This window comes from Streptomyces sp. NPDC005722 (assembly GCF_040630935.1).
Classification (GTDB): domain Bacteria; phylum Actinomycetota; class Actinomycetes; order Streptomycetales; family Streptomycetaceae; genus Actinacidiphila.
The window spans coordinates 79,474-93,601 of the sequence record NZ_JBEXYN010000021.1 but is presented as its reverse complement, the minus strand read 5'-3'; the positions used below and the strand labels follow the sequence as shown (position 1 = coordinate 93,601).

Below are 14,128 nucleotides of genomic sequence, written 5' to 3'. Positions count from 1 at the left end.
ATAACCCCGACCACCCCTAATCGAACAGATTGGTCGTTATCGCCTCCATTACGGATCGATATGGACGAACCGGAATCCGTGCGCCGTACCTCCGCACGCCGGGCCGCGCGCGAGCGGACAGGCGCGGACGAATGCCGCACGGAGCCGGACTGGCCCACCGCTCCGGCGAGTTCATCGCCGAACGCCCTACCCAGCGATGAATGAAAGTTGTACGGTCCACGGGATCATGTCCCCTCACGGAGGTACTCGCCATGGCGTCAATGGGCGTACCGGACGTCCTCACCCGTGCCCGCACCGTCGCACCGCCGGGCTGGAGCCGCTGGCTGGTACCGCCGGCCGCGCTCTCCATCCACCTCGCCATCGGGCAGGCGTACGCCTGGAGCGTGTTCAAGCCGCCACTTGAGTCCTCGCTCGGGCTGAGCGGCACCCAGTCCGCGCTGCCGTTCCAGCTCGCGATCGTCATGCTCGGGCTGTCGGCCGCGTTCGGCGGCACGCTCGTCGAGCGCAACGGGCCGCGCTGGGCCATGTGCGTGTCGGCGATCTGCTTCTCCTCGGGCTTCCTCATCTCGGCCCTCGGCGCCGCCACGCGCCAGTACTGGCTGATCGTGCTCGGTTACGGCCTCGTCGGCGGCATAGGCCTCGGCATCGGCTACATCTCGCCGGTCTCCACACTCATCAAGTGGTTCCCCGACCGGCCCGGACTCGCCACCGGCATCGCCATCATGGGCTTCGGCGGCGGCGCGCTGATCGCGTCGCCCTGGTCGACGGAACTGCTCTCCTCCTTCGGCGCCGACTCCTCCGGCATCGGCCAGACCTTCCTGGTGATGGGTCTGGTCTACGCGGTCTTCATGACCTTCGGCGTGCTGCTGGTCCGGGTCCCCGCGGACGACTGGCGGCCCTCCGGCTGGAACCCGTCGGCCACGGTCGCGCGCCCGCTCGTCACCAACGCGCAGGTGTCCGCGCGCAACGCGCTGCGCACCCCGCAGTTCTGGTGCCTGTGGGTGGTGCTCTGCATGAACGTGACGGCGGGCATCGGCATCCTGGAGAAGGCCGCGCCGATGATCACCGACTTCTTCGCCGAGACCTCCACCCCGGTGACGGCCACCGCCGCGGCCGGTTTCGTCGGCCTGCTCTCGCTCGGCAACATGCTCGGCCGCATCACCTGGTCCTCCACCTCCGACCTGGTCGGGCGGAAGAACATCTACCGCCTCTACCTCGGCGCCGGGGCGCTGCTGTACCTGCTGATCGCGCTGCTCGGCGACGACTCCAAGCCGCTGTTCATCGTCGCCGCCGCCGTCATCCTGTCCTTCTACGGCGGCGGGTTCTCCACCGTGCCCGCCTACCTCAAGGACCTCTTCGGGACGTACGAGGTGGGCGCCATCCACGGGCGGCTGCTGACCGCGTGGTCGACCGCCGGCGTGCTCGGGCCGCTGATCGTGAACGCGATCGCCGACCACGAGAAGTCGGCCGGACGGACGGGACCCGACCTCTACTCCACGTCCTTCGTCATCATGATGGTGCTGCTGGTGATCGGCTTCGTCGCCAACGAGCTGGTACGCCCCGTCCATCCGCGGCACCATGACGGCCCGTCCGCCGGGGACAAGGCCACGACCGGACCCGAGACGGAAGGAGCCGTCCGATGACCGCACCGAACCCCGCGCCCCCCGCCGAGGCGTCCGCCGGGAACAACCGGGTGCCGCTGATGGCCGTCGCCTGGCTGTGGGTCGGCGCGCCCTTCGCCTACGGCGTGTACGAACTCATCTTGAAGCTCAAGCAGTTGTTCACCGGCTGACCTCTGCCGGCATCCGCCGCGGGCCGCCCCGTCCCCTCGGACGGGGCGGCCCCGTCATGCGGCGACCCCGCTGGCACGGCGGATGAGGGCGTCGAAGGCGCGGTCGGGCAGGACCCTTCGGGCGGCGATCATCGGCCTGGCCGCGAACCCCGTGGCGTAACGGGTCCTCGGGCGGCGGGCCGTGGCGGCCCTGGCGATGGTGTCGGCGATGACCGAGGGCGGCGAACTGCGCCGTGCGGTGGACTCGGAGGCGAGCGTCCCGGCCATCGCCATGGCCCGCTCCGCGTACGCGCCCCGCTCGGAGACCGCGCGGAGCCGGTCGGCGGCGATGCCGCTCCATTCGGTGCGGATGCCGCCCGGTTCGATGACGACGACGTCGATGCCGAAGGGCGCGAGCTCCATGCGGAGGCTGTCGCTGAAGCCCTCCAGCGCGAACTTGGTGGCGTGGTACCAGGCGCCGAACGGGGTGGAGATCTTGCCGCCCATGGACGAGACGTTGATGACGCGGCCGCCGCCCGCCGCGCGCATGTGGGGCAGCACCAACTGGGTCAGCCGGGCCGCGCCGAAGACGTTCACCTCGAACTGGCGCCTGGCCTCGTCGAGCGGCACGTCCTCGACCGCGCCGTAGGAGCCGTAGCCGGCGTTGTTGACCAGGACGTCGACGGACCCGGACTCCGCGACGACCCGTTCGACCCCGGCCCGCAGCGACTCCTCGTCGGTGACGTCCATCGCCAGGACGCGCACGCCCTGTTCGGCGAGTCCGGCCATGCGGTCGACGCGGCGGGCGGCGCCGTGGACGGTGAAGCCGAGGGCGCGCAGCCGGAGGGCGGCGGCCTCGCCGATGCCGGAGGAGGCGCCGGTGACGAGGGCGACCTTGGATGACATGGGGTGATCCTTCGTGTGGGTGCGGGGGAACGAGCCGGTCGAACATGAACCATGGCTCATGTTCAGTCATCATGAACCCGGGTTCATGTTCCCGCAAGCCCCGCCGGCCGCTGCAGCGGGGAAATGTGAACCATCGCTCACGATAGATGCTGAATTATGATTCACACGCGTTGGCGACCGGCAGGAGGAACCGATGACCCAGGCCCGACCACTGCGTGCCGACGCGGTCCGCAACCGGGCGCGGATCCTGGCCGCGGCACGCGAGCAGATCACCCTCCTCGGGCCGGACGCGCCCATGGACACCATCGCCGAGGCCGCCGGTGTCGCCGTGGGCACCCTGTACCGCCACTTCCCCACCAAGACCGACCTCGTCGGCGCCGTGATCGCCGAGCACACCGAGCGCATGGCCGCCGAGGTGGAGGCCGCCGCGGCCCGCGTGGCCGAAGGGGCGGCGGCGCTGGAGGAGATCACCGCGCTCGTCCACCGCATCGTCGAGGCCGCCGCGGAGGACCGGGCCGTGAAGGCCGCCGCCCAGGACCTCGGCGCCACCGACCGGGCCCGCCCCTACGAGGAGCGCGGCGGCGCGGCGATGGGCCGGCTGGTCACCGCCGCCCAGGCCGACGGCGACCTCCACCCCGACGTGACCGTCGACGACTTCTTCCTGCTGCTCGGCACCGCCCCCACCGACCGGGACCAGGCCGCGCGGGCACGCTGGCTCACGCTCTTCCTCCCCGGGTTCACCACCCGCGGCCGCCCGGCGGGCTGACGGGTGGTGAGCGCGCCGGACCGGGGTATCCGGACCACGTAGCGGACCGCGCGTTCCGTACCGCGGAGCGGGCACCGACCACGGAGGAAGGAACCATGCCCCACAGCAGCCGTACGCGTACCGGCGCGAGCCCCGAGACCCTGGGCGTCGTCGGCCTGGTCTGCGCCGTCGCCGGATTCTTCGTCCTCGGCATCGTCCTCGGCCCGGCCGCGGTGGTGTGCGGCTGGCTCGCCATGGGCCGCACCTTCCGGGGCGCCAAGCCGGTGCTCCCGCTGATCGCCGTCGTCCTGGGCGCGATCGACACCCTCGTCGCGCTGCTGTGGCTCACCGGCACCGACTGGAGCGGCCTCATGTGACCCGCGGCGCGGACCCGGTCGAGGGCGGCACGGGACCGGACGGGAGGATGGTGGTCCCCGTCCGGCCCCCGCCGCCCAGGAGCGCGTGTGCCCCTCGCAAAGCCGTCCCCGGGGCCGCGTGCCGTGGCCGCCGTCCTCGCAGTCCTCGCCGTCGTGGCGGCCCTGGCGCTGACGACGGGGTGCGGCCCGGGCGGGACGTCCTCCGGCGCGGGGTCCTCGGCCGCCCCGCGCGTGGTGCCGCCGCGGGCCGGGGCGTCCTTCGACTACCAGATCGGCGGCGGCTACCCGCCGCCCGACGGCGTCCGCGTGGTCTCCCGCGACCGCGCGGACCGGCCCGCCCCGGGCGTGTACTCCGTCTGCTACGTCAACGCCTTCCAGGCCCAGCCCGGCGAACTGCCCCGGTGGCGCGACCGGGACCCGGAACTGCTGCTGCGCGACGCGGACGGTGACCTCGTCATGGACGACGAGTGGGACGAGGCCCTGCTGGACACCTCCACCGCCGCCAGACGGGCGGCCCTGGCCGGGATCGTCGGCGGGTGGATCGAGGACTGCGCGCGACGCGGGTTCGACGCCGTCGAGCCGGACAACCTCGACTCCTTCGAACGCTCCGGCGGCCTGCTCACGCCCGCCGACAACGCCGCGTTCGCCCGGCTGCTCGCCGCGCGCGCCCACGCGGCGGGGCTGGCGTTCGCACAGAAGAACACCACCGAACTCCTCCCCCACCGGGCCGGCGTCGGCTTCGACTTCGCGGTCGCGGAGGAGTGCGGGGCGTACGGAGAGTGCGGCCGGTACGCGGCCGCGTACGACGACCGCGTCCTCGTCGTGGCCTACGACGCCGCCGACTTCGCGGCGACCTGCCGCCGCTGGGGTGACCGCCTCGCCGTCGTGCTCCGCGACCGCGACGTCGCCCCCGCCGGGGAACCGGGGCACGTCTTCCGCACCTGCTGAGCGGGCGTGGCGGACGGCGATCGCTCTCGGCCGGCGCCCGGGGTCACCCGGCACGCCGCGGGCCGGCCGCCACGCCCGGGGGTCACGAGGTCGCCACCGCGTACCAGCGGCCGTCCCGCTGGTGGACCAGGTGGTGGGCGGCCAGGCTGTCGATGTGCCGTGCGATGGTGGCCGGCTGGTAGCCCACGCTGGCGCTCAGGGCGTCGATGGTCGTCCCGTCGCTACCCGCTGCGCGAAGCTGCTGGAGGGTCTTGAGCGCCGTACGGGCGAGGCCGGACTCCTCACGACGGGGCTCGGCGGGAGACGGCACGACGGGCACGGCGGGTGACGGATCCGGGGCGGCGGCCGGAGCCGGGACCGTGGAAGCAGACGGAGACGGAGACGTAGACGGAGCCGGGACCGGGGCCTGGGCCTGGGCGGGCGACGGGACCGTGGACGTGACCGGGGGCGCGGCCGGGGCGGGAACGGAAGCGGGAGCGGCTGCCGCGGTGCGGGACGGGGTGGCCGGGGCGGACGGGGCCGGTGGGGTGGCCGTGGCGTCCGCCGTGCCGGTGGGGACGGGGGTGACGGGCCTCGGCGTGCGATTGACCGTGCGGTGCTTGCGGCCCTTCTGGTGACGGCGGGTGCTCATCGGGCGGTCCTCCTTCACAGTGATCTTGAAGGCCCAACGGGGGACCGCCGCCGGAGTCACGCAGATGCGTGCATGCGGGGGAACCCGCCCGCACCCGGGGAATGTGCGGCGGCACCGTCGCCGTTGCACCGGATCCCGACGGACCCGAGGAAGGGAAGCCCATGCCCCCCACGGACAGCCGCCGCGGTCACCGCGTCGACGCGGTACCCGGCACGCAGCACGTGACCGTCACGATCGACGGCAAGGTGGTGGCCGAGACCCGGCGGCCGGTACTGGTCCACGAGACCGGCCTGCCGGTGCGCTACTACATACCGCCGCAGGACGTGGACCTCGCGCTCTTCCGCGGCAGCGACACCAACACCGTCTGCCCCTACAAGGGCGTCGCCTCCTACTGGTCGTACGGCGACCACAACGACGTCGCCTGGGCCTACGAGGAGCCGCTCGCGTCGGTGCCGGAGATCACCGGCCACCTCTCCTTCTACGACACGGTGGCGGACGTCTCGGTCGAGGACGCCTGACCGGACGGACGGTGCGCGCCGCCGCACCGTCCGTCACCGCCCTCCCGGACCGGCGCCGGCGCATGTGCCCGTGTCCCGTGCGGCACTTGAAGCACGACTGTTCGGTTTGCTGCGCGCGACGGCCGCCGGGGAGCAATGATGGTCACATGGCGAATCCGACGATCCTGACCGTCGACGACGATCCCGCAGTCTCCCGGGCCGTGGCCCGGGACATTCGCCGCAGGTACGGCGACCGCTACCGGGTGGTCCGCGCCACCTCGGGGGACGAGGCCCTGAGCGCGCTGCGGGAGATCAAGCTGCGAGGGGAGCAACTCGCGGTGATGCTCGCCGACTACCGCATGCCGAAGATGAACGGGGTGGAGTTCCTCGAGGCGGCGATGGACCTCTTCCCGCTCGCCCGCCGCGTGCTGCTCACGGCGTACGCCGACACCAGCGCGGCCATCGACGCGATCAACATCATCGACCTCGACCACTACCTGCTGAAGCCGTGGAGCCCGCCGGAGGAGAACCTCTACCCGGTCATCGACACCCTGCTCGACGTGTGGATGGCCACGCCGGACCCGACGGCGTCCGAGACGCGCGTGGTCGGCCACCGCTGGTCGGCGCCCTCGTTCAAGGTCCGCGACTTCCTCACCCGCAACCTGGTGCCCTACCGCTGGCTGCCCGCGGAGGAGCCCGAGGCCGCGCAGTTGCTGGCCGCGGCCGGGCTGACCCCCGCCGACGTGCCGCTGGTCGTGACCGACGACGGGACGACGCTGGTGCGTCCCACCGAGGCCGAGCTCGCCGCCCACGTGGGGCTGAGCACCGTACCGGCCTCCGACTTCTACGACCTGGTGGTGGTCGGCGGCGGCCCCGCGGGGCTCGGTGCGGCGGTGTACGGCGCGTCCGAGGGCCTGCGCACGGTGCTCGTGGAGCGCAGGGCGACCGGCGGCCAGGCGGGGCAGAGCAGCCGCATCGAGAACTACCTCGGCTTCCCGGACGGCGTCTCCGGCGCCCAGCTGACCGACCGCGCCCGCCGCCAGGCGACCAAGTTCGGGGCGGAGATCCTCAGCACCCGCGAGGTGGTCGCGCTGGAGGCCGCGGGCACCGGACGCGTGCTGTCCTTCGGCGACGGCTCCTCCATCGCGGCGCACACGGTGGTGCTGGCGACCGGCGTCGCCTACCGGCGGCTGGAGGCGCCGGGCCTGGCGGAGTTCACGGGCGCCGGCGTCTTCTACGGTTCGGCGATGACCGAGGCCATGAACTGCGCGGGCCAGGAGGTCTACATCGTCGGCGGCGCCAACTCGGCGGGACAGGCGGCGGTCTACTTCTCCCGCAACGCGTGCCGGGTGCATCTGCTGATCCGCGGCGCGGACCTGCACCGCTCGATGTCGCAGTACCTGATCGACCAGATCGCGGCCATCGACAACATCCAGGTCAGCCCCTGCACCGAGGTCGTCGGCGGCAAGGGCGGCGACCACCTGGAACAGCTGATGCTGCGGGACGCCAAGACCGGCGACGTGACCACCGTGGACGCCTCGTTCCTGTTCGTCTTCATCGGCGCCGAGCCCCGCACGGACTGGCTGGAAGGCGTCATCGAGCGGGACCGGCGCGGCTTCGTCGTCACCGGCCCCGACCTGATCGCGGGCGGCAGGCGCCCGGCGGGCTGGCCGCTCCCCCGCGACCCGTACCACCTGGAGGCCAGCGTGCCCGGCGTCTTCGCCGCCGGCGACGTGCGGGCGGAGTCGGTCAAGCGGGTGGCCTCCGCGGTCGGCGAGGGCGCGATGGCCGTATCCCTGGTGCACCGTTACCTGGAGGCGCAGTGACCACGACGGACCGGCTCGGGCCGGAGCAGCTGCGGACCCTGTTCCTGTTCGAGTCGCTCGGCGAGAAGGAACTGGACTGGCTCTGCGAACAGGGCCGGGTGGAGCGGGTCGCGGCGAACGACCCCGTCTACGCCGAGGGCGATCCGGCGACCTGCTTCTACGTGCTGCTGAGCGGCACCGTGTCACTGGGCCGGCTGGTCCACGGCGACGTGGTGGAGGTCAACCGCACCGACCAGCGCGGCGTGTACGCCGGGGCGACGCAGGCGTACCTCGGCGACCGGGTGGAGCAGACGTACCCCAACTCACTGCGGGCGGTCACCGACTGCGAGTTCTTCGTGGTCCCGGCCGACGAGTTCGCCGATGCGATGCGCCGCTGGTTCCCGATGGCGGTGCACCTGCTGGAGGGGCTGTTCTTCGGCTACCGCAAGCAGAACACGATCATCGGGGAGCGCGAACGGCTGCTGGCGCTGGGCTCGCTCTCCGCCGGGCTGACCCACGAGCTGAACAACCCGGCCGCCGCCGCGGTGCGGGCCACCTCGGCGCTGCGCGACCGGGTGGCCGGCATGCGGCACAAGCTGGCGATGATCGCCGACGGCCGGCTGGACACCCGTCAGCTGCACGAACTGGTCGAACTGCAGGACGCGGCGATCAAGCGCATGGCGTCGGCGCCGGAGCGGTCGGCGCTGGAGGCGTCCGACGCCGAGGACGAGCTGACGGACTGGCTGGAGGACCACGGGGTCAACGGGTCCTGGGAACTGGCCTCGACGCTCGTCGCGGGCGGCGTGGACACCGAGTGGCTGGACTCGGTGGTCGACGCGGTCGGCGAGGAACGGCTGGAGGCGGCGATCCGCTGGCTCACCTACACCCTCGACACCGAACTGCTCATGGGCGAGATCGACGACGCCGTCACCCGGATCTCCGGACTGGTGGGCGCCGCGAAGCAGTACTCGCAGCTCGACCGGGCCCCGCAGCAGACCGTGGACGTGCACGCGCTGCTCGACGCCACGCTCACCATGCTCCAGGCGAAGATCCCCGGCGGGGTGCGGGTCGTCAAGGAGTACGACCGCACCCTGCCGCAGATCCAGGCGTACGGCGCCGAACTCAACCAGGTGTGGACCAACCTCGTCGTCAACGCCCTCGACGCCATGGACGGTTCGGGCACCCTGACGCTGCGCAGCGCCTGGGACGGGCCCGACCGCCTGGTGGTGGAGGTGGGCGACACGGGTCCCGGCATCTCCCCGGAGATCCGGCCGCGGATCTTCGAGCCGTTCTTCACCACCAAGCCGGTCGGCGAGGGCACGGGGCTGGGCCTGGACATCTCGTACCGCATCGTGGTCAACAAGCACCACGGCGACATCCGCGTCGAGTCGAGCCCGGGCGACACGCGCTTCACCGTGTGCCTCCCGGTCGCCCAGCCCGCGATGGAGACGGGGGACGCGGAACGGACGGGCTGAGCCCTCGCCCCGCCGGCGGGCTCGTTCAGGCCACCGGGCTCTTGGACTTGGGGAGCGCGCCGCTGCGGTCGCGGCCGACGGGCAGTTGTCCGTCGGCAGCGCTTTTCAGCGAGCGCAGGGCCAGCAGCAGCACACCGATGTCGTCGATGAGGATCGGATCGGGCAGCAGGTCCACCGGGCAGACCAGGTAGACCAGCGCGGCCCAGAAGGCCAGTTTCCCGGAGCGCGGCACGTCGGCGCTGCGCAAGAGGGTACGGATGCGCGCCATCTTCACCACGAGCACGACGGCCACCACGAGCATCACCACGACCGCCACCGCGGCGATCACGAGGGCCGTGGCCGACCAGTCACCCAGGTCCATGTCTGCCTCCTGCGATCCCGTGTACCCGGCCGGTGTGCGCGGAAACGGTGGCCGGCCCCTGCCGAGAGGAAGCACAGATTACATGATCACACCCGATGGGATCTGGGAGGCCGCGGGCCTTCCCGCACGCCGGCTCGCCGGCCTGGCGCTCAACCCCGCGGCCCCCGAGGACGTCCTCCTGCGACTGCTCGCCGACGGCCCGCCCGCGGCACGGATGGTGCTGTGCCGGGACCGGACACTGCCGGACGCCGTGGTCGACGCCGTCGTCCGCCACCCCGACAGGTACACCCGCAGCTTCCTCGCCCGCAGTCCGCACGCCGAACCGGCCCAGCGGGCGCGGCTGCTGTACGACCCGGAGTGGTTCGTGCGGGCGCACCTGGCCGAGGCCCCCCGGACGCCGTGGGGCGTGCCCCCCAGGCCGCTCCCGGACCGGGCCGTCGTCCACATGATCCTGACCTACGAACCGGAATTCCTGAACACCCTCTACCGCCAGGCCTCCCCCGGGCTGATGGAGTCGATGCGCACCCATCCGGAGCCGAAGGTCCGGCAGATGGGTGTCGCCTGGCGCGGCGTGCCGGACGAGGCACGCGAAGCCCTTCTGGCGGATCCGGACGACGAGGTACGGGACGCGGTGCGGCGCCGTCTGCAGTCCGAGGACCCGGCGTGGGTGGAGCGGGGGCTGCCCGACCGGCCGTGCCATGGGCGGACCCACGCGCTGCTGAACTGCGCCCTGAGCCGGGGCGTCGTGGAGAGTGTGCTCAACACCCCCGTGGGCAAGGCGGACCGGTGGATGATCGCGGGCAACACCACCCTTCCCGCCGATGTGGTGCCCCTGCTGGCCGCCGACGCGGACCCGGAGGTGCGGGAGCAGATCGCGTACCGCTCCGACCTCGGGCCGGAGGAACGCCGGGTGCTCGCCGCGGACGCCGATCCGCGGGTGCGCCTCGCACTCTCCGTGCATCCGGCGCTCAGCGAGGCGGAACGCGCGGCGATCGACTACGAGGTGCCGGTGGGCGGCACTTTCGGATGGACGTTCCAAAGCGTGGTGCCGCGGGACCCCGCCGAGGTGCGCCGTGACGCCCTGTCCGCCCACCCGTTGCTGCGGCGGCGCGCCGCCGGCGATGAGAGCCTGCCGGCCGACCTGGTGGCACGGCTGGCCGCGGACGAGGACCTCGGCGTGCGCGTACTGCTCGCGCAGAACCATCCGGAGGCGCCGGCCGAGCTGCTGCTGAGCGCCTTCCTGGAGTACACCGGTCACGAGCGTGAACACCTGCTCACCCGCCCGGGGTTCCCCACCGCAGGGCTCGCGCGGTTCGCCCGGCACGAGGACCCGGCCGTCCGCGCCCTGGCCGCCCGGGACCCGGCGGCCGGTGCGGGGACGGTCGACCGGCTGACCCGGGACCCCGATCCCGGTGTGCGGGAGGCCGGGGCACGCCATCCGAACCTCCCGGCCGCCCGGCTCGCGGAGCTGCTCGACGACGTCGAACTGGCGCACCACGCGGCGGCCAACCCGGCGCTGGCGCACGCCGTCATGCTCCGGCTGGTGGCGAGCCTTCCGCTGCCGGCGGATGCCACCGGATGAAGTCGGTCAACCGGCCGTAGGCGTCGCGCAGTTCACGCCGGGCGTACTCCTCGCGGACGTCGATGAGGGCGCCGTGGGCGGCCGTCGGGTCGACCGTGAAGCGGTCGTGCCAGCCACCCCCGGAGGCGATGATCACGGGGGTGTCGACCCCGTCGAACTGGTCGGCGGTGATGTCGACGCGCAGGCCGTTCTTCTCGATCCACGCGTGGGTGGCGCGGTTCTCCCAGGCGCTGACGTAGGTCCACACCCCCTGGCCGTTCTCGTACAGGTACTGACCGAGGAGGATCGAGGCGTCCCCGCAGGAACCGTGCGGGAAGCGCTCCAGGGAGACCAGTCCCGGATCGGGGCAGTCGACGATCGCCTGCCGGAATCCGGCGACCAGTGTGCGGAGTTCGGACACCCGCGGAGTCTAACCCGTGAAGATCATTTGTGGGACCCGTGGAACCGGCCCTTCTGCTCGGCGCGGGCCCGGAGGGCGGGGGGCGGGGGGCGTGGGGCGGCATGGTGGTGGCAGCGGCCGGAACCGGCGCCCGAGCCGGTTCCGGCCGCTGCGGCGGCAGTCAATCGAGCGGTCCGGGTGCCGTCAAGACTTCACGTCAAGATTGGTGCGGAACGCTTGCGGAGGCCCGGATGGACCTTTCCGCGTTCAAGTCCCGAACGGTTGCGACTCCTTGCAGGTCACAGCCATACCCGTGCGCACAGCGGCGGCCGAGCCGCCGATCCGTCAGAAACACTTTCTGCGAGGACTCTTGACCGCGACTTCTGTCACGTCTTAACTCACGCCCTAAATTAAGTCGTGAGGCTGACACAGGAGTTCCTATGAGACCCGAAGTCAACGCCGCCCGCCGCAGACCCCTTTGGCTGATCGCCCTGCTGGCGGTCCTGCTCGCCCTGATCACCGTCCCGGCCGGCCCCCTCACCGGGGCCCACGCCGCCGCCTGCGGCACCGCCAACGCCGCACAGGGCAGGACCGCCACCGCCTCCTCCTCCGAGAACGGCTCCTTCACCGCCGCCAACGCCGTCGACGGCAACGCCGGCACCCGCTGGTCCAGCGCCTTCAGCGACCCCCAGTGGATCCAGGTGGACCTCGGCAGCTCACAGACCGTCTGCGAGGTCGTGCTGAACTGGGAGGCCGCCTACGGCAAGGCCTACCAGATCCAGCTCTCCGTCAACGGCACCGACTGGACCACCGTCGCCTCCACCACCACCGGCCCCGGCGGCACCGAGACCCGTGCCGTCAGCGGCACCGGCCGCTACCTGCGCGTGTACGGCACCACCCGTGCCACCGGCTACGGCTACTCGCTGTGGGAGCTGGCCGTGCACACCACCGACGGCGGCACCGGCCCGGTGATCCCCGGCGGCGGCGACCTCGGCCCCAACGTCCTGGTCTTCGACCCCTCCACGCCGGGCATCCAGGCCAAGCTGGACCAGGTCTTCCAGCAGCAGGAGTCGGCGCAGTTCGGCACCGGCCGCTACGCGCTGCTCTTCAAGCCCGGCACCTACAACAACATCAACGCCAACATCGGCTTCTACACCTCGATCGCCGGGCTCGGCCTCTCCCCCGACGACACCACCTTCAACGGCGACGTGACCGTGGACGCCGGCTGGTTCAACGGCAACGCCACCCAGAACTTCTGGCGCTCGGCGGAGAACCTCGCCCTCAACCCCGTCAACGGCACCGACCGCTGGGCCGTCGCCCAGGCCGCGCCCTTCCGGCGCATGCACGTCAAGGGCGGCCTCAACCTCGCGCCCAACGGCTACGGCTGGGCCAGCGGCGGCTACATCGCCGACAGCAAGATCGACGGCACCGTGGGCCCGTACTCGCAGCAGCAGTGGTACACCCGCGAGAGCTCGGTCGGCGGCTGGACCAACGGCGTGTGGAACATGGTCTTCTCCGGTGTGCAGGGTGCCCCGGCGCAGAGCTTCCCCAACCCGCCGTACACCACGCTCGACACCACCCCCGTCTCCCGTGAGAAGCCCTTCCTCTACCTCGACGGCAACGACTACAAGGTGTTCGTCCCGGCCAAGCGGACCAACGCCCGCGGCACCAGCTGGGGCAACGGCGCGCCGCAGGGCTCCTCGATCCCGCTGAGCCAGTTCTACGTGGTCAAGCCGGGCGCGACGGCCGCGACCATCAACGCCGCTCTCGCCCAGGGCCTGAACCTGCTGTTCACCCCGGGCGTCTACCACGTCGACCAGACCATCAACGTGACCCGCGCCAACACCGTCGTGCTCGGCCTCGGCCTCGCCACGGTCATCCCCGACAACGGCGTGACGGCGATGAAGGTCGCCGACGTCGACGGCGTGAAGCTGGCCGGCTTCCTGATCGACGCCGGCGCGGCCAACTCCCAGGTGCTGCTCCAGGTCGGCCCGCAGGGCGCGGCCGCCGACCACGCCGCCAACCCGACGACCGTGCAGGACGTCTTCATCCGGATCGGCGGGGCCGGCCCGGGCAAGGCGACCACCAGCATGGAGGTCAACAGCGACGACACCATCATCGACCACACCTGGATCTGGCGCGCCGACCACGGCGCCGGCGTGGGCTGGGACACCAACCCGGCCGACTACGGCCTGCGCGTGAACGGCGACGACGTCCTGGCCACCGGCCTGTTCGTCGAGCACTTCAAGAAGTACGACGTCCAGTGGAGCGGCGAGCGGGGCCGGACGGTCTTCTTCCAGAACGAGATCGCCTACGACGCCCCCAACCAGGCCGCCATCCAGAACGGCGCCACGAAGGGCTGGGCCGCCTACAAGGTGGACGACTCGGTCAACACCCACGAGGCCTGGGGCCTGGGCAGCTACTGCAACTTCACCACCGATCCGACGATCCGCATGGACCACGGCTTCGAGGTCCCGGTGAAGTCCGGGATCAAGATGCACGACGTCCTGGTGGTCTCGCTGGGCGGCATGGGCCAGTACGACCACGTCATCAACGGCACCGGTGCCGCGACCTCGGGCACCTCGACCGTACCGTCCACGGTGGTCTCGTTCCCCTGACGGCTCCGGGCAGGGGTGCCCCGTCCTGCGGCG

Annotated in this window: 14 protein-coding genes; 10 read left to right on the top strand and 4 right to left on the bottom strand. The window is 72.1% G+C overall.

Going from position 1 to position 14,128, the window contains the following annotated elements; translation table 11 throughout:
* Positions 1 to 251 precede the first annotated feature (251 nt).
* Entirely contained in the window at positions 252 to 1,643 is a 1,392-nt protein-coding gene (locus ABZ479_RS23580) for an L-lactate MFS transporter (RefSeq protein WP_499602940.1), read from the top strand.
* A complete protein-coding gene (locus ABZ479_RS23575) occupies positions 1,640 to 1,792 on the top strand; it encodes an MFS transporter small subunit (protein ID WP_500463424.1) in 153 nt (50 codons plus the stop codon). Before ABZ479_RS23580 ends, ABZ479_RS23575 begins: the two co-directional genes overlap by 4 nt.
* Positions 1,793 to 1,846: 54 nt before the next feature.
* Here ABZ479_RS23575 and ABZ479_RS23570 read toward each other — a convergent pair whose 3' ends face one another.
* The gene (locus ABZ479_RS23570; protein ID WP_500463423.1) at positions 1,847 to 2,677 is read right to left on the bottom strand and encodes an oxidoreductase; all 831 of its coding nucleotides are present in this window, start codon (positions 2,675 to 2,677) and stop codon (positions 1,847 to 1,849) included.
* Between the two features lie 193 nt (positions 2,678 to 2,870).
* Here ABZ479_RS23570 and ABZ479_RS23565 point away from each other — a divergent pair, with 193 nt between their 5' ends.
* The 3 genes from ABZ479_RS23565 (at position 2,871) to ABZ479_RS23555 (ending at position 4,747) form a co-directional block, all read left to right on the top strand.
* Positions 2,871 to 3,443 carry a TetR family transcriptional regulator gene (locus ABZ479_RS23565; RefSeq protein WP_500463422.1) on the top strand — a complete coding sequence of 191 codons (573 nt, stop codon included), beginning with the start codon at positions 2,871 to 2,873 and terminating at the stop codon, positions 3,441 to 3,443.
* 95 nt (positions 3,444 to 3,538) lie between these two features.
* Positions 3,539 to 3,799 (top strand): hypothetical protein, encoded by a 261-nt coding sequence (locus tag ABZ479_RS23560; RefSeq protein ID WP_500463421.1) that lies wholly within the window; start codon positions 3,539 to 3,541, stop codon positions 3,797 to 3,799.
* An 87-nt stretch (positions 3,800 to 3,886) separates the two neighbouring features.
* Complete coding sequence (locus tag ABZ479_RS23555; protein WP_500463420.1) at positions 3,887 to 4,747, top strand: endo alpha-1,4 polygalactosaminidase; 861 nt, start codon at positions 3,887 to 3,889, stop codon at positions 4,745 to 4,747.
* An 82-nt stretch (positions 4,748 to 4,829) separates the two neighbouring features.
* Here the strand turns inward: ABZ479_RS23555 and ABZ479_RS23550 are convergent, their stop codons facing one another.
* Positions 4,830 to 5,057: a hypothetical protein gene (locus tag ABZ479_RS23550; protein ID WP_500463419.1), complete on the bottom strand. Its 228-nt coding sequence runs from the start codon at positions 5,055 to 5,057 to the stop codon at positions 4,830 to 4,832.
* Between the two features lie 482 nt (positions 5,058 to 5,539).
* On the opposite strand from ABZ479_RS23550, the gene ABZ479_RS23545 reads away from it, so the two are divergent.
* From ABZ479_RS23545 to ABZ479_RS23535, 3 genes are all read left to right on the top strand, one after another.
* Positions 5,540 to 5,896 (top strand): DUF427 domain-containing protein, encoded by a 357-nt coding sequence (locus ABZ479_RS23545; RefSeq protein WP_500463418.1) that lies wholly within the window; start codon positions 5,540 to 5,542, stop codon positions 5,894 to 5,896.
* A gap of 146 nt (positions 5,897 to 6,042) precedes the next feature.
* Complete coding sequence (locus ABZ479_RS23540; RefSeq protein ID WP_499602952.1) at positions 6,043 to 7,701, top strand: NAD(P)/FAD-dependent oxidoreductase; 1,659 nt, start codon at positions 6,043 to 6,045, stop codon at positions 7,699 to 7,701.
* Positions 7,698 to 9,155, top strand: a complete 1,458-nt coding sequence (locus ABZ479_RS23535) for an ATP-binding protein (protein WP_500463417.1) — start codon at positions 7,698 to 7,700, stop codon at positions 9,153 to 9,155. Before ABZ479_RS23540 ends, ABZ479_RS23535 begins: the two co-directional genes overlap by 4 nt.
* 25 nt (positions 9,156 to 9,180) lie before the next feature.
* On the opposite strand, the gene ABZ479_RS23530 is transcribed toward ABZ479_RS23535, so the two are convergent.
* The gene (locus ABZ479_RS23530) at positions 9,181 to 9,516 is read right to left on the bottom strand and encodes a YkvA family protein (RefSeq protein ID WP_499602956.1); all 336 of its coding nucleotides are present in this window, start codon (positions 9,514 to 9,516) and stop codon (positions 9,181 to 9,183) included.
* An 82-nt stretch (positions 9,517 to 9,598) separates the two neighbouring features.
* Between ABZ479_RS23530 and ABZ479_RS23525 the strand changes: the two genes are divergently transcribed.
* Positions 9,599 to 11,098 carry a hypothetical protein gene (locus ABZ479_RS23525; protein WP_500463416.1) on the top strand — a complete coding sequence of 500 codons (1,500 nt, stop codon included), beginning with the start codon at positions 9,599 to 9,601 and terminating at the stop codon, positions 11,096 to 11,098.
* Here ABZ479_RS23525 and ABZ479_RS23520 read toward each other — a convergent pair.
* A complete protein-coding gene (locus ABZ479_RS23520) occupies positions 11,046 to 11,498 on the bottom strand; it encodes a hypothetical protein (RefSeq protein WP_500463415.1) in 453 nt (150 codons plus the stop codon). The genes ABZ479_RS23525 and ABZ479_RS23520 overlap by 53 nt on opposite strands.
* Positions 11,499 to 11,917: 419 nt before the next feature.
* On the opposite strand from ABZ479_RS23520, the gene ABZ479_RS23515 reads away from it, so the two are divergent.
* Positions 11,918 to 14,095, top strand: coding sequence for a pectate lyase-like domain-containing protein (locus tag ABZ479_RS23515; protein ID WP_500463414.1), 2,178 nt, complete (start codon positions 11,918 to 11,920; stop codon positions 14,093 to 14,095).
* Positions 14,096 to 14,128: the final 33 nt, after the last annotated feature.